Source organism: Candidatus Nitrospira nitrosa (assembly GCF_001458735.1).
GTDB classification, from domain to species: Bacteria; Nitrospirota; Nitrospiria; order Nitrospirales; family Nitrospiraceae; genus Nitrospira_D; species Nitrospira_D nitrosa.
On sequence record NZ_CZQA01000001.1, the window covers coordinates 1,340,062 to 1,358,477 of the forward strand.

An 18,416-nucleotide genomic window follows, 5' to 3' on the forward strand; every position below is an offset into this window, starting at 1 on the left:
TATCATGACTATCGCTCCGATCAAAACAGCACGGGATTATGACCGAGCGCTGCGACGCATCGAACAATTGATGAACGCTAAACCAGGCACGAAAGCTGGTGATGAGCTGGACGTGCTCACGACACTCGTTGAGGCGTATGAAGCCAAGCACTATGCGATATGTCCGCCTGACCCGATCGACGCGATCACATTTCGGATGGATCAACTTGGCATGACGAGGAAAGACTTAGAGATGATGCTAGGTGGGCGCGGGCGTGTGTCGGAAATCCTAACGAGGAAGCGCAATCTCTCGCTCGAGATGATACGCCGACTCCACCGCGAGTTACACATCCCCCTGGAAAGCCTTATCGGCATCGCCGCCTAGGCACTTCTTCACCTCACCAACGTCGGCGTTTCTCCCTCCTGCTTGACTCCTATTGAACCCCTGTGGTTAGGTCTGCGGCCACCATGCTATTTCTCACCCACTTTCGGTTGCCGCTCATTGGTCTCCTCCTCATTGGGCTAAGTCTGCTTGGCTGTCAAAAAGACAGCGAGTCGGTCGTGTCGATCGCCTTGCATCCCAAGAATGCCGACATCCTCTACGTCGCCACGAACGATGCGGTCTATAAGTCTCGCGATGGGGGAGGGACCTGGGAACGCTTTCCCAGTTTCAGTGCACGCCGGGTGACGACGCTTGCGATTGATCCGCTCCTGCCGGCGGCGATCTATGCCGGCACGATGGGGGATGCGGTCTATAAGAGTCCGGATGGGGGGCAACATTGGCTGCCGCACAATGTCGGACTGAAAGAGCACGTCTCATTTATCAATCAGTTCGTGTTTCACCCGGCGGCCAGCGAACAGGTTTATGCGGCAACCACAGTCGGCGCTTTTTCTTCAAAAGATGCGGGCCGTGAGTGGGTCGAGCGGATGAACGGGATGAAGGAAGTTCACATTGTGACGTCGATCGCCATCAATCCCAAGGAGCCGGCGGTGCTCTATGGCGGGACGACGGGCGGGGTCTATCGGTCAGATGATGGGGCGGCGACCTGGAAGAAGATCAACAGTGGGCTGATCCCCGAGACGGAACTGATGGCGGCCATGGCTCTTGGGGTCAATGCCATTGAGATCGATCGGACAAATCCCGATATCGTCTATGCCGGCACGACGAAAGGACTGTTTCGCACGATGAACAAAGGCGAGCAGTGGGAGCGGATCGGTCAGTCCATCTCCGATCCCTTTATCAGCAGCTTGGTCCTCCATCCGAAGGAATCGTCGCAGCTGTATATCGGTGGCCCAGCCGGGATTTGGAAAACAGTAGATGGAGGAAAGACCTGGCAGGTGACGAACCGAGGGCTTGCGACGTTGAACATTCGCGCCCTGGCCATGGATCCCAAAAACGCTCAAGTGCTCTACGCCGGCACAAACGGCAGTGGCCTCTACCGTTCTACCGATGCCGGCGCAACCTGGGTGCCGGTGCCGTTGAAGGCAGCACCGGCCCAGTCGTAATTCAAACCTTCCGCGTCGTTCGCCTCTCGACTCTGAGTTCCATGTTTCGAGTGTAGAGAATTTGGACTCCCGAAACTTGAAACCAGGAACACGCCACTCCTAATCAACGTAATGCGACCTACAGGCGCTTAATACCCGGTCTTGGCTCCGGTGCTACCGTGTGAGTAGCGGCCACTGTAGGAGATCATCTTGTCCGAAAGTGTCTTCCACTCATCGGCCGTCATGAGGTTCTTCATCTTGAACCGCAGGCTCAGGACGCTGGCCGAGTGCTGCATCCGTTGAATGTTCGCCTCGTTGAGAATTTTGGAAAACTCCTCCGGAGTCGCGTCATAGCTGGCGTTCAAGGTATAGAGTTGTCGGTGGTACGCTCGCTCCTGCTCACGGCCTTCTTTGAGTTCGTTAATGATTTGGCCGACGTAGGCATTGACTTGCTTCGCCTTGTCAGGATCCGTCACGGTCCGATTGACTAATCCCTCCATGTCTTGCTGGCCTTTCTGCCAGTAGGCGTCGCTCTTGCCCCCACTCATCATGCCGTGGTGATGGTGATGCGATGAACATCCGGCCAAGGCCACCATAGCGAGTACACCGAAAAGCCCAGATAGTATCCGATTCATACTGTCCTCCCTTGATAGTTGTTCCGTACCCTTGTCCTACCGTATCATCCCTGAAACGAGTATGGCAGAAGCGCGCCCCCTTATGTCAGATCCGGCTCAGGTGCTGAAGGAGGAATTCCGTCGGCATCTGGAGACGTTCTACGCCCGACTCAATCTGGCGCCCCCTTACGAGAGCGTGGAGAAGGCCGTTCGCACCTTGACGACCATCGTGCATGCGCTTCCCCAAGACGAACAAGTCAAAATTGTAGCCGATCCTGCGTTGCAATGGCAGCAGTTCCGCCACGCGTTTGAAACGTCGGGGTTGGTGAAGAAACATCGCGGGATCATTACCGGCCTGGTTCGTCATCGCGCTGTTGTGAACTTGCCGGTTGAGTACGATCACTTCTTGAATTTCTTCCGCGGATGAGTGGCCCGCTCAGGAAGAACTGGGTGGTGTCATGACTGCACGCAGTTCGTCGTACACCTGCATGAGACGGCTGTCTTCCAAGCGATAGGACAAGGTGACCGTCACGATTCCAAACAGCGCGACCATGCCGGCAAGTCCGGTAATGCCGATGCCCAAGAACGCTGCGCCGAGGGTCGTGAACCCGCCTTCCAGCGCGTATTGCACCACAAAGGTGAGCGATCCCAACAAGACCACGGCAAACCAGATCACGGTAATGAGGGCTGATGACCAGGGAATGCGCTTGACGCAGTGCGTTACCAGCGCCGTTTCGTGAGGAGACACATGAATGAGGCCTTTGACCGGCCATGCCGTCCTGAATTTTCTGGAGAAGAGGCGGTATTGTGGGCGAATGGCAATTTGGGACAGGTCGGGGTACCACCACGCTACGCCATGCGGCAGCATCAAGATTCCATCAGGACCGAAACGTTCGCGGACGGTATCCAGGGTTACCCCAGGCCACTGATCAGGGCGAGTGGCCACACGACAGCCATACCGCACGGCATCCGGAGTGAGGCGGATAAAATAGACCCAATCCCCAACGAGCAGTCCTAGAAAAAGTGCACCGGCAAAGAAACCTGCGAGGAGCATGGGTGTAGCTATCACATAGAAAAGCGAGACGAATCAAGGCTGGCAGGATGGGCATACGCCGGTGGTGAACGCTCCGGTTCATACCAGAGCTTTTGCTCCGGCATGCGAAAAGCTTGTTGACTCATGCGGAGGAGTTTGGCTACAGTACGCCGGGCAATGTTTCCGGCGGGCTATAGGCTACCTGAATTTCCCGCCTCAATATTGATTTTCCCCGCGTCACCATTGACGGTATCTTCCTCTGCAGGGTTGCAGTGCGCAGAGACCGGATCGTACGGATTGTGGAGGCAAACATGGATCCCGACAAGATTGAGCGTGTGTATACCTCCTATGCGGGGTTTTATGACCGAGTGTTTGGCAAAGTGTTCCATGAGGGCCGTGAATCGGCCATTCGAAATTTGAATGTGCAGCCGAATGAACAGATTCTCGAAGTCGGGGTTGGGACGGGATTAGCCCTTCCCATGTACCCTCGTCATTGCCGCATCGTTGGGATCGATGTCTCCGAAGGGATGCTGGCTAGGGCAAAAGAGAAGGCGGCGGCTCATCAGCTTGATCACGTCGAGCTGCATCGCATGGATGCCGGCGCGATGCAATTCAATGATGACAGCTTCGATACAGTCGTCGCGGCCTATGTCGTGACCGCGGTGCCGGACTATCGAAAGGTCGTCAACGAGATGATTCGGGTCTGCCGTCCTGGCGGACGGATTATCATGCTGAATCACTTCAGCAACGGCAACAAGGTGATTGCAGCCGTTGAAAAAGTGCTTTCCCCATTGACCAAACATTTAGGGTGGCGTACGGATTTGTCCCTCACGACTGTGCTGGAAGGCACGTCGCTCCATATTGCCAGGAATCAACGGGTGAATCCCTTGCGACTCTGGGCCCTGGTGGAATGTATCAACGGCAAGGGGCAGCAGGTGAATGGGACAGCACACGCTGCTTCGGGTTATGCGAGGGGTAACGGAACCGCTGCCTACTCCAACGGGAATGGGCACTATTCCCCAGAGCACGCGCACTAAGCCGTAGTCGAAGTCCTTCTCAGCGTTCAGGCCGTGATCGGTGTTCGCGAATCAACCAACGCTCCCATTCTCGACCTGGGATGATCGTCGTGCCGACCAGGCAGTTGCCTGAGAAGTGTTGGGTGATCCGATCCGCGAGGACTTCCAGAATTCGACTCAGCCTTCTATCCTGCATGCCGAATACTCTCAGCAGTAGGCCAAAGCCCTGTCCCTCCGGTGGACTGTAGGCCATTGCATGGACTAAGTTACTCTCATCCACTGAGAAATCATCTGCCGGTCTCAGGTTCCCTTCCCACTGTACAGCAGGATGAATCGCATCAGATCGTTCCGTGTCATGCCAGGTGCAGGGTAGGCCGGCCTGATTCAACTCGCCTAATAGCCACTGAATGCTGGGGCCGTCGGTCTCGAGCCCTTGGAAGGTCCATCGGGCCAATTCTGCAGCTTGTTGGGCAGTCACCATCGGCAAGGTGAGCTCTTCCAGATGAGCCTCGTCACAGACCACATACAGCTCGCCCTGCGGGTCAAACCAGAAGCGTAGCTTTCCCGCATTGAGTTCCGTCTGAATGACGCTGAGCGAGGAGCAGTCTATTCCGTCCTGTTCAAAGACCGAAAAGTCCGTGACGCCGGTCATGGTCAATTTGGCGACTCGAGCAAGACCGCGAATCTCGTAGTGAATGGTCACGGCAATCGTGGTTCCGGCTGGGACATCACGCGTCGACTTTTCATCGAAGAGCCGACGCTTCAAGATCTGCACCTCCGTGACATAACCGGCGCGAAACCCGCCGGTATGGCCGATCAGCCATCGAAGGTCTTCTGTATGTTTGATGGTGCGGTTCACGAGACAATTGTAGCGTAGGCCAGGACGTAGAGCTAGACCGGCGCGCGCATCCAACAGGAGAGGACGGGAGGAGGGAGTCTCGGGCGTACGTTCGATCTCAACTCGCAGGATCCGTAATGGGCCAAGCCGACCTTACGACACCATGACGCGGCAATGCTTGCTTCGTCCCTTCCGTGGTTGATCATGAGAAACAACCCGTGTGGCTGGAGGTTGCGTATCACTTGCGCGAATAGGTCGTGCGGCGCCAGAAGAGAAAGTGGTAGTCGCCAGGCCAATACCGGAGCCGGTGTCACAAAGGGATACCAGGCGGTGATGATGCTGGCCGGAGAACTATACCGGCGATAGTCCTGGATATGGAACTCTGTGTTTGGAAGGTCTTGGATATAGCCTTTCGCATAATCGTGGCGACTATAGCCATTGATATACATCCGATGGCCTTCTACCTCGACGCCAATGAGTGCGGTTGGTCGAAAAAAAGTGTGTAAGACGGGAGCGTACCAAAAGTTACTCGACCCGATATCCTGTACGGTGCCACCAGCTAGGCGGGGCAATCTGAGCGCCGACCACCCTTGGTCGAGCAGGTCGAGATAATCGTACTGTCGTAAGGCCGTTGACTGGCTTGCGTGTTGCTCAAACCGTACGCGAAATCGGCGTTGAAGTGATGTGATCCGCTCATACTGAACTCCGCTCAGATCCTCGAGTTCCTGTGCCGGCCGTTCCCGATAGATCCCACGTGACCAGGCTACTCGTTCTCCAAGGTGGTACCAGAAGGCGTGATAGCGGGAGCGGACTCTCTCCCGAAACGAACAGGGCGAAGGGGCTTCCGCTCTCTGATGGCTTGGAGGAGCGATGAGTGAGGCGTGGTCCATGTCAGTTGCGGGAAGAGCCATGACATCTACTTGTCGGTCGATTAGGCCTAAGCCTAAAGGTAGAAACAATGAACGTGGGAGGCGTAATCGACGGATCCGACAAGGTATTGCTTGTACGGCCAAGATCATTGGGAGAGAGGTCGTAAACGATCACCTCGCGGATAGGCTGACACTCAGTCGCCAGGGTAGGAACTAAGCTGACCGGCAGGACTTCGGTCAGGAGATCAGCCTAACCCTTGTCCAGTGTTGTCGTTGGAGACTGACTGAATCCGATTGCCAATCCATCCATTCGATCTGGAGAAAGGGTAACTCTCTTTTCATCCGTGGGCACCAGTGAGCACTGTGCACGGAGCTGCTGGGTGATCGATGGAAGATCGGCACAGGCGAACTCAATCCCGAGGAGTCGATTCTCCGCGCCGGGATGAAATCGAAGCAGAGGCCCCGCGCCGAATGAATGGGTTGAGCTACTGGTCAAGTCGGGTCGATCCAGTAATCGTCTCCAGACGGGGAGATTAGTTGCCATCTCGATATCGATCCCGGCAACTCCGGTGATTCCATAAGGCCCATTCTGGCGAGTCTTCCGCCAGGCAGCTCTTAACGCAGCGATTCGTTCCTGATGAAGATGGCTCTGGTTGTCGCACATGAAAACCAGGGAACTACCTAACAACATTGAAAATGTTTTAGAGCCTACCTCGGTGCCGGCCATCCAAGTCCGGAGGGTCGAGAGTGCTCGACCGACTCGAGTATTCCTTCCGCCTGGCTGACTAAGCCACAGCGCGGCATTCGGCTGCCCATCCAAGAGGTTGCGCAAGAAGGTGAGGGTGGACTGCATCACAAGAGGCGAGTCGTAGGAGAGCGTCAGCGGCGACGCGTACAATACCTTTCGAGACGATAGTCCTTCAACCGTCTTCCAGGTCGGTTCCCATGGTGCGAAACCGAGGCCGTAGAGCCAGGTTCCTGGGAGTTGAAGCCCTCTGAACCGACCGATTTCGACCGTCATGTTGCCAGCGTACAGTCCACCTGAAACGAGCAGGCCACAGTCGGCGACTGGCCAGGCGATGGGTAAGCCGAATTCATGACGAAATCGAGCAAATACCCGCTCGACGTCCTGTGTGTGGATGAGGATGCGATCAATCCCACGAATCAACGGATCCATTATGGCCATATGGGCCGGCTACTCTACGGAAGAGGAAGCAAAAATGGAAGTCATACGGAGGGGGAGAGGTGTTCTGACGGCCAGTGGATAGATACAGGCTCATGTCATCTCCTGAAGGGAGGTCTTGAGAAGTTCTGGATCTTGACGTGAGTCAGGTGGCTATGCCAGTAAAGAACGTATGAGGGCGGTATGTCTGCAACACGTTCCCTTTGAAGGTCCTGGTGCCTTTGCGAAGGCCTTGACCAAGCGAGGGGTCAGTCTCGAATCGCACCTCGTTCCAAAAGATGGACTCCCGAAAGATGCAGGTGATCTCCTGATCGTCATGGGAGGGCCGATGTCGGTCAACGATCCTGATCCATGGATTCCGGAGGAAACCACGTTCATTCGGTCTGTACTTCTGGCCAATAAGCCGGTGGTTGGCGTGTGCCTTGGGAGTCAATTCATGGCCAAGGCGCTTGGTGGCACAGTACGATCGGGTACGGCGCTCGAAATCGGCATGACCTCGGTTCGCCTCACTGATGCGGGGAAAGCAGACCCGGTGTTTGAGGCTTGCCCGAATACGTTCGACGTGTTCGAGTGGCACGGAGAGATCTTTGACTTGCCAAGCAATTGCGTGCCATTGGCCGGTTCCGACATTGCGCCGTTGCAGGCATTTCGCTATGGCGAGTGGGCCTATGGCCTTCTTTTCCATTTGGAAATGGAGGCGAATGGGATTGATTCTCTGTGCCGTGAATGTGCGCCGGATGTGACGAAAGCGGGCCTCATCGCACAACAGGTGAAGGCAATGGCCTTGCCCCAGCTTCCGCAACTTCACTCCATGGCTGATCGGTTGATTGGCCACCTGCTGACTCGTACGCATTGATTGCGGCCGCTGCTCTGAAGTACTCTACACAACCTTGAAGGCGTCGGCCCTGAGAGCACTTCGGTGAGCCGATGGCTGAAGGCTGGGTGTTATTCATGAAAGGAGCTTGTTCGACCATGGGTGGTTTTCCGATCGAAGTCGCAACACGTATCAAGACATTGCCGCCGTATTTATTCGCGGCTATCGATAAAATGAAGCAAGAGGCAATTGCACGGGGAGTGGATATTATCAATCTGGGGATCGGCGATCCCGATTTGCCGACGCCGATGCCGATCATCGAAAGCCTCGCGAAGGCCGCTAAAGATCCCAAACATCATCAATATCCTTCGTATGAGGGCATGCTTTCGTTCAGAAAGGCCGTCGCCGGTTGGTACAAGCGCCGCTTCAATGTCACGTTGGATCCAGCCAATGAAGTGCTGACCCTGATCGGCTCGAAGGAAGGCATCGGCCACATTCATTTGGCCTTTGTCGATCCTGGAGATATTGTCTTGGTTCCAAGCCCCGGCTATCCGGTCTACCCGGTAGGGACCAGCTTCTGCGGGGGGCAGTCTCACATCATGCCGCTGACCAAGGCCAACGGTTTCCTGCCGGACCTCACGGCGATCCCAAAGGATGTGGCAAAGAAGGCCAAGCTGATGTGGCTCAACTCACCAAACAATCCGACATCCGTCATCATGACGAAGGACTATTTCAAGCGGCTCGTGGACTTTGCGCAGGAACATCAAGTGATTGTGTGTCACGATGCGGCCTATTCCGAGATCTACTATGACGGGCAACGGCCTGCGAGTTTTATGGAAGTCGATGGTGCCAAGGATGTTGGAGTCGAATTCCACTCACTCTCGAAGACCTATAACATGACGGGATGGCGCCTCGGCTTTGTCGTGGGCAACAAAGATGTCTTGGGTGGCCTTGGTAAGGTGAAGAGCAATCTGGACTCGGGTTGTTTTGAGGCGGTTCAAGAGGCGGGGATTACGGCACTCGGTCTTGACGATGCTGTGACGGATGATCTGAGAAAGACGTATCAAGACCGGCGGGACACACTGGTCCCTGGTCTGAAGCAACTCGGCCTGGAAGTTGATCCTCCTCCCGCAGCATTCTATGTCTGGGTGACGGTCCCCAAGGGCTATACATCAGCATCGTTTACCGCACACCTATTAGAAAAGGCCGGGATCGTGACGACGCCGGGCAACGGCTTCGGCGCACCGGGTGAAGGCTATGTCCGCATGACTGTCTGCACGACCAAAGAGCGGTTAGCTGAAGCAGTTGAGCGAATCAAAAAGGTGGGATTCTGAACGGCGAACAGTGAACGGTCAGGGGTGAAAGGGAAATGCCAAGAGCGGTCCCTTCACTCCTTACCCCTCAGGCCTAACTGATTTATGGAGACGGTCTTCATCGGATTCGGATCGAATGTCGGAGATCGGGTGGACTATTGCGATCGGGCGGTGACGCTGCTCAGTCTTCTGCCTCATTCTCGATTGCGGGGCGTGTCCTTGCTCTATGAGACGGAACCAGTGCGTGGCCGGACCGATCCAGGGGATGGCTGGTTTTTAAATGGAGTGGTGCAGCTAGAAACGGATATTAAGCCACGTAGCCTCCTCACGACGCTGCAGGAGATCGAACGCGCTCTCGGGAGGGACGATGATGACCGGTCGGGGCCTCGCACGATCGATCTTGACATCCTCTTTTACGGCGAGTGCGTCATCAAAGAACCAGGGTTGACTATTCCTCATCCTCGGCTCCATCAACGTCGATTTGTTCTCATGCCGATGAACGAGCTGGATCCGCAGTGGGTCCATCCTACGTTCAGGCGATCAGTGGCACACCTCTTGACGGAAGTCTCAGACGAGTCTCATGCCCAACTCTTGTTCCCTCAGCCTTCCACCAGATACGGGTCGCGCCCGACCTGTCACGTCCCTCCCGGTTCATGAAGATCATTCGCTCACCCGCAGCCATGACCGCCTGGAGTGAAGCGCTCAGGCGCGAAGGTGTCACGGTCGGGTTTGTCCCGACGATGGGTGCGCTGCATGAGGGGCATCGAACGTTGATTCATGAGGCACGGCTACGATGTGACGCACTCGTGGTGAGTATCTTCGTGAATCCGACCCAGTTCGGTCCTCGGGAGGATCTGGCCAAGTATCCCCGCCCCATTTCGCACGACCGAGCGATCTGTCGACAGGAAGGCGTTGATGTCTGCTTCGAGCCGACCGCAGAGGCCATGTATCCAACTGGCTTTCAAACGACGGTGACGGTTCCGGCAATCGCCCGTCGATGGGAAGGTGAGGTCCGCCCGCATCATTTCGCCGGCGTTGCAACCGTCGTCACCAAACTGCTTGGAATTGTTCGACCACATCAGGCACTGTTTGGACAAAAGGACTTTCAGCAATCCGTACTGGTTCAGCAGCTGGTGAAGGATCTCAATCTCGGTGTTGATATTGCGGTCCGTCCGACCGTGCGTGAGCAGGATGGGCTGGCCATGAGTTCCCGAAATGTCTACCTCTCACCGGATGAACGACGTCGAGCAGTGACGCTGTACAAGAGTCTTCAAGCTGGTGCCGAAGTGATCAGAGCAGGAGGCAGAGACGCAAAGACCGTCGGGTTGGCGATGGCGCAGGTTGTCAGCCAGGAATCAACCATCACGACCGACTATCTCACGGTGTGTGACCCTCGCACACTCGAGCCTGTATCTTCCGTGACCTCGCGAGTGGTACTGCTTGGTGCCGTACGTCTTGGCTCCGTTCGCTTGATCGATAACCTCCTGGTCAGTGCTCCTCGCCGAGCTTCTTAGGCTATACCCTACGTAGCAATTCATCGATCTCCGTTTGTGCTGGAAAGATCCGGGTGGTGGGGGCTCCTGAGCTTCTCCCATTGGTCGATCGGACAATCCAAAACGGATTGCCTGAGCAGTCTCTTCTAATGGGAATCGCTGTTATGTGAAAAGGTTCTGATGGAGGCTTTGTCCTACCAGCAGACTGAGGATCACTTGACTGAGGCGATTCTTATCGTCCGTCACCATCTCCATGAATCGAATGCCCATCGATTCTGGTCGTGATGAGCAGACCACGGCTGTCCCGATCTTAATCGGTTCCTCGTCGGAGGCCGGCTTGATGACAAGCTCGACGAATGTCCCCTGCGGGAGGGTCCTTGTGGTTTCGAGGGTGCAGCCACCCATGGAGATATCCGTCACCCGATTGTCGATCCGGACTGCGTTGTCCGCGAGTAGATTGGCACGAAGCGACACCGGAAGGCGTTCATATTGACGGCGATCGGTGGGGGAGGTCGCAGTCTGGACCTGATTGCGGAAGGCGCGAAAGTGTGTCGTGCACAGCTGGCATCGGAATGGAAAGTAGTTCAAGCGAGTGAGGACCCGCCCTATGGCGCCTTCGTCGGGGATCACTCGAACGAAGGGTGTTCCGCAATTCGGACAGTGTAGATCTTTCATGAACTCCGAGGAGCACCGGCGACAGCTTCATGATCACATGGCTGCTCCGCCGACGCGTGCTCCTGCTGTGCCTCAAGAATTGACACGATATCAGCGGGTGAGTAGGTGGGGGGTTTCACCCATTTCCCATCCGCCCGCTTGTATCCACCGACTTTACTTAGATTCGACCGATGCACTTCCTGGAAGACCGGTTCCATATCAATTCCATATGACACAGCGGTGCCGTAGGTCACATAGAGCAGGTCCGCCATTTCTTTCGCCACGGCAGCCAGGTCTCCAGTGGCCATGGCCTCTTTCAATTCGTCGAATTCTTCCTGAATCAGTCGGACTCGAAGGCGCTTCGTGTCCTCATTCACATTCGTGGGGGCGGTCTGTATCAAAATCTCAAACTTGCTGTGAAATGCTTCCACCATGGCCTGTTCGCTGATCATTGTGCTCCTTCATTCCATCTCTAGCGGTAACGTTTTCCGTGGGACCACTTCCGTCGGTTCAAGGACGGGGATCTCCCGATCGGAGGAGACACCCAATTCTTTAAATCTGCGTGCTGCCGGGAGAATGCGTGTTTCTAATGAACCAATGGCGCGATTGTAGGACGAGACGCTTTTCCCGAGTGATTGACCGACATCGTTCATATGCCCGGCCAACACCGCCATCCGTTCGTAGAGCTCTTTCCCGAGACGACCTGCTTCTTCAGCATGGGCGGTCATTCGTTCCTGGCGCCAGCCGTAGGCCACCGCACGGAGCAACGCAATGAGGGTCGAGGGGGTGGCCAAGACGATCCCATTTGCGAACCCTTCTTCAATGAGTCTGGGGTTCTGATCCAACGCGGCGCCGAGAAATTGCTCGCCGGGCAGGAAGAGCACAACGAATTCAGGGGTTCGGTCAAACTGCGTCCAATAAGCCTTCAACGACAATTCATCCATACGGCTCTTGACCTGGGCGGCGTGACGGCGCAAGGCGTCGGCTTGTTGCGCCTCATTCTGCGCCTCATGGGCGTCGAGGTACGCAGAAAGAACTGTTTTGGCGTCGACGATGATTTGTCGCCCTCCCGGCAGCTGAACCACCATGTCCGGACGGAGTCGCCCCTCGTCGCCGGTGACGGAGAGTTGCTCCACAAAATCGCAGTGGTCCACCATGCCGGCGAGCTCGGCAACACGTTTCAACGTGAGCTCACCCCACTGGCCTCGTATCGCCGGAGCGCGCAGAGCCTTGACCAAGTTGCCTGTCTCTTGTTGCAACCGGTGCTGGGAGTCGGCCAGTGATCTCAGATGCTGATCCAATCCACCGTAGGCTGACTGGCGAGACTGTTCGAGTAACCGTAACTCTTCATTGTAGCGGTGAAGGGAATCTTGAAGGGGGCGAACCAATCCATCAATGGCCTGTTGTCGTTGAGCGAGATCACCATCTGCTTTGACATGCAGGCTTTCGAAGGACACGGCGGCGAGTTTCAAGAACGCTTCATTGTTTTGCTTCAACGCTTCGCCGGACAACGCTTGAAACGATCCGATGAGTTCGTGGCGGGTATGATCGATCAAGGCCCGCTGTTCCACCAGCTGTCGCGCGGCGTCTTCTATTCTGGTTTCAGCGGCGACCCGAGCCTGTTGAACCGCTGCCAACTCTTGACGGATCGAGAATGTCACAGTTCGTTCTTGGTCCACCTGTTTTCGTAGCTCGTCCGCAGTCGCTTCGGCTCGTTGCGCAAGAGGTCGTAGGCGGCTCGTGACCCACAGCCCTATCACCACACCGCCAAGGAACAGCCCGGTCACAAACCCTATCAGGTTACTCGGAGCCAGACCTGTTAAAAATTGATCCATATCTTACGCAACAATGCCTACATGATTGAGCCGCTATATATAGCGTGTTCAATAAGGAATCGTTGGAAGATTACGCAAGGTATTGAAAAAGGTCAAGAAGCAGACGGCCCGGGATCAATTAGCTCTAACTAGACTTCATCGATGGAGATGGCCCTATACGAATGGTCCCGGATCCAGCATCGATGGTAACGGGGAGCCCATCAGAAAATCGTACCATGGCCGACTCCACATTTGCGATCGTCGGCAGTCCATATTCCCGAGCAATGATTGCTCCGTGAGAGAGGGTACCGCCCATTTCGGCGATCAAACCTCCTGCGAGACCGAAGAGGGGGGCCAAGCCTGGGTCGATCACCGATACCACCAGAATCTCTCCTGACCTCACCTTGCTCCAGTCTGCCGCTGATCGAAGGAGGCGAACCGGACCAGTGACGGTTCCAACACTGATTGGCATGCCAGATAAGACGCAATCTCCATCAGTGTGACCTTCTGTCATGGTCTGTTGGCGTGCACCTGTCCAGTCACGAATGGTGTCGGGTACCTTGGCGGTGAGGTGATGCTCTCGTTCGGTTCTCCGGGCGGCGATCACCGCCTTCCAGTCTCTGGTACTTCCGGCTACCAGGTTTATGCGATCGGCGATGGTTAAGAAAAAAATGTCATTTACCCGCTGAAGTAATCCCTGCTCGACGAGGCGTTCTCCAAGTCGAAGCAGGAGGGTTCGGATGGCTGCTGAGTAATACATCAAGTGGTGTCGATTGGCTTCTCGGAGCGAAAACAATCGGCACAATCGTCGATAACACCAGAGGAAGATGGCCCATCGGTCCAATCGCCAGCCCATGCGCTGCCTGATCTCGGCGAGCGCGTTGGTTTGCCTGTCGCCTTGGCGCAACCGAACGGCGTCCTGAGAAAGCCTATTGGAGATCACTTGAGCGCGTAGAATCGAAAGAATGGCTGCGGGGTTGTCGGCGAGGCGCGGTGACATCACATCCGATTCGCCAACTCCACGATGACCATAATCCTCAAGGTATTTGTCGAAGGCGTACAGAAATTCAGTACCGACCAGAGTCGTTCGGAATGTCGTTGGGTCCCACGATGCTGAAGTGAGGACAGTATGGGTATGTGGGTCTCCTTTGGCGATGTCGGCGAGCTCAGCCAGTCGAAGAATCTGTTGGGCGCTAATGACGGTCCCTTGTCCTTGAAGCGCGGCGTTCAGCAGAACTCGCCAGTCAGGGCCCAGCCACCCAGGCAGCACCTTACTGAAAAACTGAAGACACTGTCCGACTCCTCCAGCAATGCCAAACGTGACTTCCCGGCTCTCAAGCCACGGATCAAGCTTATCGAGCTCCGACATGAGCTCTTTGGGTGATAAGCTCAGTACAGATTCGCGTTGATAGGTAACGGCTAACCTCTTCATCTCGACAAAGACATGTGGCCCAACTCGTTCGACTCGGCGCATTTCCCTCAGCATCAACCATCCGGCACGAAGAGACGCCATTCCTCCGAGTGGTTGGACTTGTGGCGGAATTTGCAGTGGTTCGCCGCCCATCTGTTCAGAATTCAATGAAGGATCCCCGCCGAGCTGCGCAACCAGCAGGTGAAAGAGGGTAACGTTCAGGTATGGGCGTCCACGAAAGATTCGGACCGACGTCAGTCCTTCAGGAATTCGGCACCCGAGCCGGCGGTAATGCTCGAGAATGTAGCGGTCCATAAACTGCTCAAGGAACGAAAGGCTCAACGGGCTGGGAAGTTCCGGGAGCGTCTCCTTAAAATTGGTTCGTGACCACTCGCAGTCGTCGTTCGTGAGGTCGGCAGTTGGTTGAACGGTGCTGATCGGGCGAGCCTGCAGGATCCACAGTTGTCTTGAGTCAAAGGCCCATTCGATATCGATCGGCTGTCCCAAGGCGCGTTCAACCTCCTTGGCAGTTTCGGCAAGAGATGCGAGCTGCCTATCCGTGAGTGAGGATCGGCTCTGTGCGTCCTCTTCGAGCGAAGCTCGATGAAGGCCGGCATTCGAGACGCGCAAGCACTCAGTCTTTGATGCTAAGAGACGGGTACGAATCTGGACAGGTTTTCCCTCAGCGGGTACTTCAACCACATACTGGTCCGGGACCACGGTGCCATCGACCAGCGGAGCAGCCAGACCAGGGACCGCATTAATCATGACTTCCGAGCGTCGTCCCGTCACAGGGTGAATGGAGTATGCCACCCCTGCCGCCTGCGCATCGATCATCGGTTGGATCACGACAGCCATCCTTGGCGGCATCATCCCCAGGTTTTGCCGAGTGAGGTAGCTGACAACTTGCATCTCCCACAGTGAGGCCCAGAGATCTTTGATGGCGCGCGCAACTTCTGGAAGTGTGAGGCCAAGGTGAGTGCGATAGAGACCGGCAGAACTCGCATCAGAGGCGTCCTCGGTAGTGGCTGAAGAGCGGACCGCCCAGAGTATGGCCGGCGGATGCCCCAGCGCTTGCAATGATGCTGTTAGGCCGTCTGTGGTGAGCTGGGGAATCTCGATTTGGTTGATTCGTAGCTGACAAACAGCTAATGACGAAAGCCGGTCAGGGTCCGACAATCCGACGATCCGGCGCCACTCATCCTGGTCATGAAAACCTAAATTATGTAGGTGATCAGTATAGGCCACGGTTGTCACACAGAGCCCCGATGGGACTGGGAATCCAGCCTCAATTAGTCGACAGAGTCCGAAAGCCTTTCCACCCACGAGACTCAGATCGTGACAGCTCGAGAGTGGGAGGATAAAGGAAGGCGCCATACGCCAGCATAGTAGCTAGAGCTGGAGGAAGAGGTAAAGGTCATTGACATTGGTGCCGGTTGGTCCGGTGTGAATATGGCATCCAAGCTTCTTGAAGGCTGGGTAGGTATTGTGCCGCTTCAATGCAGCGGAGAGGTCAACCTTGAGTCGTTTTGCTCGTGAGACGGTTTCGCTACCGACGAGAGCTCCTGCTGCGTCGGTTGGCCCATCGGTGCCGTCACTTCCTAGCGCGATGACCCACGCATTGGAGAGCCCAGAGATTTCGAATGCGGCTGCCGCTGCAAATTCCTGAGCACGTCCTCCTTTCCCATGACCTGTGACCGTCACCGTGGTTTCCCCTCCTGCCACCACACAGTAGGGACGCCTCACGCGGCCACGTCCGGCCCTGACTGCTTTGCCCAGGTCGACCAACTGCTTGGCCGCAATGCGCACTTCTCCTGTGAGGGGGGAGGAGACGAGTTTGGTGAAGAGGCCTGCCTCCCGTGCGATCCGTGCCACAGCTTCCAGCATGATGTGATTACTGCCGATAATGTGGTGGTGGACTGCCCGTCCGCGAGGGGAACCAGGTTTCAAGGTTTCGGGTACTGCTCCTTTTTGTCCCCTCTGTAAGTAGCGGCGGACCGTCGGTGGAACTGCAGACCAGATTCGGTAACGCTGCAATACCTCGATAGCCTCGGCAAATGTAGAAGGATCAACGGCTGTGGGGCCGGAGCCGATGGACCCAAGGTCATCGCCGATAACATCAGAAAGGACAAGGGTGATGATCCTTGCGGTCGTGGAGGCGGCAAGTCTGCCGCCCTTAATCAACGAGAGATGTTTTCGGACGACATTGACCTCATTGATTGTGGCGCCACAGCGAAGCAGGAGCTGTGTTGTACGCCGTTTATCGGCAAGGGTCACGGTTGAGACGGGAGCTGGTAATAGGCTGGATGCTCCTCCGGACAAAAGAACGATCAATAGATCTTTTGAGGATAGCCCCTGTGCTAAGTGCAATAGGTGTTGAGTCGCAACAACTCCTGCGCGATTAGGGATTGGATGGCTGGCCTCGAGGACGGTCGTTCGTCGTGTAGTGAGCGAATGTCCCGTCTTCACGATTACAAGTCCATCTTCTAGTCGTTCTCCCAGCACTACCTCTAATGCTTGCGCCATTCTTGCGGATGCCTTACCGGCCCCGACTGCAACCACTCTTTTGGTGTGGGAAAGATCAAATGTTCGTTGTCCCACTCGTAGGGAAGCTCCGTTGAGAGACACAGTTTTGATCAGGGCCTGATAGGGATCCGCAGCCTCAAGGCCTGCATTAAGAAGCTTGTGGAGGAAAGGTCGTGCCGGAGACGAGGGGAGACGAAGCAACATAGAGACACATGCTAGGGGGTCGGGTCCTGCTTGAAGCATCGATTAGGACAGGTCTGGCGAGGAACTCGGATTTGATAGGAGCCCCGAGGGAGCATATCCTTCTTAAACTCCGGATTCAACATTTTGATCTCGAGGAGGTACGTGCCGAATTCCTCAGCAACGGATGCCAACGCGCGTTGAGATTCCTTTACATTCACGGTGATGGTTTCCGTCTCCAACGGCATGTAGAGATCTTTCTTGGTCAGTCCAAGATATTTCTCCGGCTGGGAGTAGATTTCCTTCGCCGCGATGATGCGAGGGACGTATCGCATGGTCTCACGAGGTCCGTGCATCTTCCAATAATCGGTAATTTTTTGTTCCTTGAGCAGCTTGCGTATACGTTCTTCGCCGGCGTTGTAGGAAGCCATCGCCAGGAACCAATCATTGTCCTGGAAGTCTTTGAGGTATTTGAGGTACTTCACCGCCGCTTCGGTCGACATTTCGAGATTGCGGCGTTCATCTCGGACGGCGTCACTCTTGAGCCGGTAGCGTCGCCCCGTAGAAGGGATGAATTGCCAGGGGCCTGAAGCCTTCGCCTTCGAGTATGCGGCAGAAATGCATTTGCTCTCGACCAGCAACATATACTTGAGATCGTCCGGTAATCCCGTTTCTGCCAACTGCCTTTCGGCCGGAGGGAAACAACGCCCGGTCCGTTTGGCAAGGATGATGCTCTCGCCTTGATCTTCTAAAAATTGATAGAACTCATACTCAATCCGTTCCCTTACTTGCCAGTTATCCAGAGGAACCTGAACTCCGGCAAAGGTAATCTTGTCCGGCAGCTTGAACGAGCTCAGAAAGAATCGTTCTCCCTCGCGCTTAATCTCCGGCAAGATCACCAGCCGATCCTCCGGCTCTGGTTGGCCATCCAGCACTTCGGGCAAGAGAAGCTCCTTCTCGTTTTCGGTCTTTGGATCGTTGTTGTCAGCTGGCGTCGTGGTAGCCGGCACCGGAGCGCTCTGTAGGACGATCACGGCACTGATGGCGAGCACAATACACAACGGTTGCATCGTACGGATGATCATTCACAGACTCCTCTGTGGAGTTGAGACAGGGGGCATCACGAAGTGCGAAGTTATGCTAACAGCTCACCCACGTACGGGCAAGCAGAATAGAGTTCTGGTTCATGGTACA

Annotated in this window: 19 protein-coding genes; 8 read left to right on the top strand and 11 right to left on the bottom strand. The window is 55.6% G+C overall.

Going from position 1 to position 18,416, the window contains the following annotated elements:
• Positions 1-4: 4 nt before the first annotated feature.
• Positions 5-364 carry a helix-turn-helix domain-containing protein gene (locus COMA1_RS06360; RefSeq protein ID WP_090745380.1) on the top strand — a complete coding sequence of 120 codons (360 nt, stop codon included), beginning with the start codon at positions 5-7 and terminating at the stop codon, positions 362-364.
• A gap of 62 nt (positions 365-426) precedes the next feature.
• Positions 427-1,485: a WD40/YVTN/BNR-like repeat-containing protein gene (locus tag COMA1_RS06365; protein WP_141654240.1), complete on the top strand. Its 1,059-nt coding sequence runs from the start codon at positions 427-429 to the stop codon at positions 1,483-1,485.
• A 128-nt stretch (positions 1,486-1,613) separates the two neighbouring features.
• Here the strand turns inward: COMA1_RS06365 and COMA1_RS06370 are convergent, their stop codons facing one another.
• Positions 1,614-2,099, bottom strand: a complete 486-nt coding sequence (locus COMA1_RS06370) for a hypothetical protein (protein ID WP_090745385.1) — start codon at positions 2,097-2,099, stop codon at positions 1,614-1,616.
• A 61-nt stretch (positions 2,100-2,160) separates the two neighbouring features.
• Between COMA1_RS06370 and COMA1_RS06375 the strand changes: the two genes are divergently transcribed.
• Complete coding sequence (locus COMA1_RS06375) at positions 2,161-2,505, top strand: hypothetical protein (protein ID WP_141654241.1); 345 nt, start codon at positions 2,161-2,163, stop codon at positions 2,503-2,505.
• Positions 2,506-2,514: 9 nt separating this feature from the next.
• Here COMA1_RS06375 and COMA1_RS06380 read toward each other — a convergent pair whose 3' ends face one another.
• Positions 2,515-3,132 (bottom strand): hypothetical protein, encoded by a 618-nt coding sequence (locus COMA1_RS06380; protein ID WP_090745391.1) that lies wholly within the window; start codon positions 3,130-3,132, stop codon positions 2,515-2,517.
• A gap of 290 nt (positions 3,133-3,422) precedes the next feature.
• Here COMA1_RS06380 and COMA1_RS06385 point away from each other — a divergent pair, with 290 nt between their 5' ends.
• A complete protein-coding gene (locus COMA1_RS06385) occupies positions 3,423-4,148 on the top strand; it encodes a class I SAM-dependent methyltransferase (protein WP_090745394.1) in 726 nt (241 codons plus the stop codon).
• Between the two features lie 19 nt (positions 4,149-4,167).
• On the opposite strand, the gene COMA1_RS06390 is transcribed toward COMA1_RS06385, so the two are convergent.
• The 3 genes from COMA1_RS06390 to COMA1_RS06400 all read right to left on the bottom strand — a co-directional run bounded on the left by COMA1_RS06390 (position 4,168) and on the right by COMA1_RS06400 (position 7,020).
• Positions 4,168-4,986 (bottom strand): hypothetical protein, encoded by an 819-nt coding sequence (locus tag COMA1_RS06390; protein WP_090745397.1) that lies wholly within the window; start codon positions 4,984-4,986, stop codon positions 4,168-4,170.
• A gap of 32 nt (positions 4,987-5,018) precedes the next feature.
• On the bottom strand, positions 5,019-5,876 hold the full coding sequence (locus COMA1_RS06395; RefSeq protein WP_090745400.1) for a hypothetical protein: 858 nt from the start codon (positions 5,874-5,876) through the stop codon (positions 5,019-5,021).
• Positions 5,877-6,084: 208 nt separating this feature from the next.
• The gene (locus tag COMA1_RS06400) at positions 6,085-7,020 is read right to left on the bottom strand and encodes a hypothetical protein (RefSeq protein WP_141654242.1); all 936 of its coding nucleotides are present in this window, start codon (positions 7,018-7,020) and stop codon (positions 6,085-6,087) included.
• A 169-nt stretch (positions 7,021-7,189) separates the two neighbouring features.
• Between COMA1_RS06400 and COMA1_RS06405 the strand changes: the two genes are divergently transcribed.
• The 4 genes from COMA1_RS06405 to panC all read left to right on the top strand — a co-directional run bounded on the left by COMA1_RS06405 (position 7,190) and on the right by panC (position 10,658).
• Positions 7,190-7,873: a type 1 glutamine amidotransferase gene (locus COMA1_RS06405; protein ID WP_090745406.1), complete on the top strand. Its 684-nt coding sequence runs from the start codon at positions 7,190-7,192 to the stop codon at positions 7,871-7,873.
• Between the two features lie 116 nt (positions 7,874-7,989).
• Positions 7,990-9,165 (top strand): LL-diaminopimelate aminotransferase, encoded by a 1,176-nt coding sequence (locus COMA1_RS06410; protein WP_090745409.1) that lies wholly within the window; start codon positions 7,990-7,992, stop codon positions 9,163-9,165.
• An 84-nt stretch (positions 9,166-9,249) separates the two neighbouring features.
• Positions 9,250-9,801, top strand: a complete 552-nt coding sequence (folK, locus tag COMA1_RS06415; protein ID WP_090745412.1) for a 2-amino-4-hydroxy-6-hydroxymethyldihydropteridine diphosphokinase — start codon at positions 9,250-9,252, stop codon at positions 9,799-9,801.
• Entirely contained in the window at positions 9,798-10,658 is an 861-nt protein-coding gene (gene panC / locus COMA1_RS06420) for a pantoate--beta-alanine ligase (RefSeq protein ID WP_090745414.1), read from the top strand. The genes folK and panC overlap by 4 nt, the downstream gene beginning before the upstream one ends.
• A gap of 141 nt (positions 10,659-10,799) precedes the next feature.
• Here the strand turns inward: panC and COMA1_RS06425 are convergent, their stop codons facing one another.
• The 6 genes from COMA1_RS06425 to COMA1_RS06450 all read right to left on the bottom strand — a co-directional run bounded on the left by COMA1_RS06425 (position 10,800) and on the right by COMA1_RS06450 (position 18,307).
• Positions 10,800-11,312, bottom strand: coding sequence for a PilZ domain-containing protein (locus COMA1_RS06425; protein ID WP_090745417.1), 513 nt, complete (start codon positions 11,310-11,312; stop codon positions 10,800-10,802).
• Positions 11,309-11,743 carry a pyrophosphohydrolase domain-containing protein gene (locus COMA1_RS06430; protein WP_090745420.1) on the bottom strand — a complete coding sequence of 145 codons (435 nt, stop codon included), beginning with the start codon at positions 11,741-11,743 and terminating at the stop codon, positions 11,309-11,311. The genes COMA1_RS06425 and COMA1_RS06430 overlap by 4 nt, the downstream gene beginning before the upstream one ends.
• Positions 11,744-11,752: 9 nt before the next feature.
• A complete protein-coding gene (locus COMA1_RS06435) occupies positions 11,753-13,126 on the bottom strand; it encodes a DNA recombination protein RmuC (RefSeq protein ID WP_090745422.1) in 1,374 nt (457 codons plus the stop codon).
• 124 nt (positions 13,127-13,250) lie between these two features.
• Entirely contained in the window at positions 13,251-15,893 is a 2,643-nt protein-coding gene (locus COMA1_RS06440; protein ID WP_090745424.1) for a PEP/pyruvate-binding domain-containing protein, read from the bottom strand.
• A 15-nt stretch (positions 15,894-15,908) separates the two neighbouring features.
• Complete coding sequence (locus tag COMA1_RS06445) at positions 15,909-17,246, bottom strand: glycerate kinase type-2 family protein (RefSeq protein WP_090745428.1); 1,338 nt, start codon at positions 17,244-17,246, stop codon at positions 15,909-15,911.
• Between the two features lie 11 nt (positions 17,247-17,257).
• Positions 17,258-18,307 (bottom strand): lytic transglycosylase domain-containing protein, encoded by a 1,050-nt coding sequence (locus COMA1_RS06450; RefSeq protein WP_090745431.1) that lies wholly within the window; start codon positions 18,305-18,307, stop codon positions 17,258-17,260.
• Positions 18,308-18,416: the final 109 nt, after the last annotated feature.

Bases quoted from the DNA above. Each gene is read 5' to 3' on its own strand.
- COMA1_RS06360 (WP_090745380.1), top strand. From the start codon at position 5: ATGACTATCGCTCCGATCAAAACAGCACGGGATTATGACCGAGCGCTG.
- COMA1_RS06370 (WP_090745385.1), bottom strand. From the start codon at position 2,099: ATGAATCGGATACTATCTGGGCTTTTCGGTGTACTCGCTATGGTGGCC.
- COMA1_RS06375 (WP_141654241.1), top strand. From the start codon at position 2,161: ATGGCAGAAGCGCGCCCCCTTATGTCAGATCCGGCTCAGGTGCTGAAG.
- COMA1_RS06380 (WP_090745391.1), bottom strand. From the start codon at position 3,132: ATGCTCCTCGCAGGTTTCTTTGCCGGTGCACTTTTTCTAGGACTGCTC.
- COMA1_RS06385 (WP_090745394.1), top strand. From the start codon at position 3,423: ATGGATCCCGACAAGATTGAGCGTGTGTATACCTCCTATGCGGGGTTT.
- COMA1_RS06395 (WP_090745400.1), bottom strand. From the start codon at position 5,876: ATGGCTCTTCCCGCAACTGACATGGACCACGCCTCACTCATCGCTCCT.
- COMA1_RS06400 (WP_141654242.1), bottom strand. From the start codon at position 7,020: ATGGCCATAATGGATCCGTTGATTCGTGGGATTGATCGCATCCTCATC.
- COMA1_RS06405 (WP_090745406.1), top strand. From the start codon at position 7,190: ATGAGGGCGGTATGTCTGCAACACGTTCCCTTTGAAGGTCCTGGTGCC.
- COMA1_RS06410 (WP_090745409.1), top strand. From the start codon at position 7,990: ATGGGTGGTTTTCCGATCGAAGTCGCAACACGTATCAAGACATTGCCG.
- folK (WP_090745412.1), top strand. From the start codon at position 9,250: ATGGAGACGGTCTTCATCGGATTCGGATCGAATGTCGGAGATCGGGTG.
- panC (WP_090745414.1), top strand. From the start codon at position 9,798: ATGAAGATCATTCGCTCACCCGCAGCCATGACCGCCTGGAGTGAAGCG.
- COMA1_RS06425 (WP_090745417.1), bottom strand. From the start codon at position 11,312: ATGAAAGATCTACACTGTCCGAATTGCGGAACACCCTTCGTTCGAGTG.
- COMA1_RS06430 (WP_090745420.1), bottom strand. From the start codon at position 11,743: ATGATCAGCGAACAGGCCATGGTGGAAGCATTTCACAGCAAGTTTGAG.
- COMA1_RS06435 (WP_090745422.1), bottom strand. From the start codon at position 13,126: ATGGATCAATTTTTAACAGGTCTGGCTCCGAGTAACCTGATAGGGTTT.
- COMA1_RS06440 (WP_090745424.1), bottom strand. From the start codon at position 15,893: ATGGCGCCTTCCTTTATCCTCCCACTCTCGAGCTGTCACGATCTGAGT.
- COMA1_RS06445 (WP_090745428.1), bottom strand. From the start codon at position 17,246: ATGTTGCTTCGTCTCCCCTCGTCTCCGGCACGACCTTTCCTCCACAAG.
- COMA1_RS06450 (WP_090745431.1), bottom strand. From the start codon at position 18,307: ATGATCATCCGTACGATGCAACCGTTGTGTATTGTGCTCGCCATCAGT.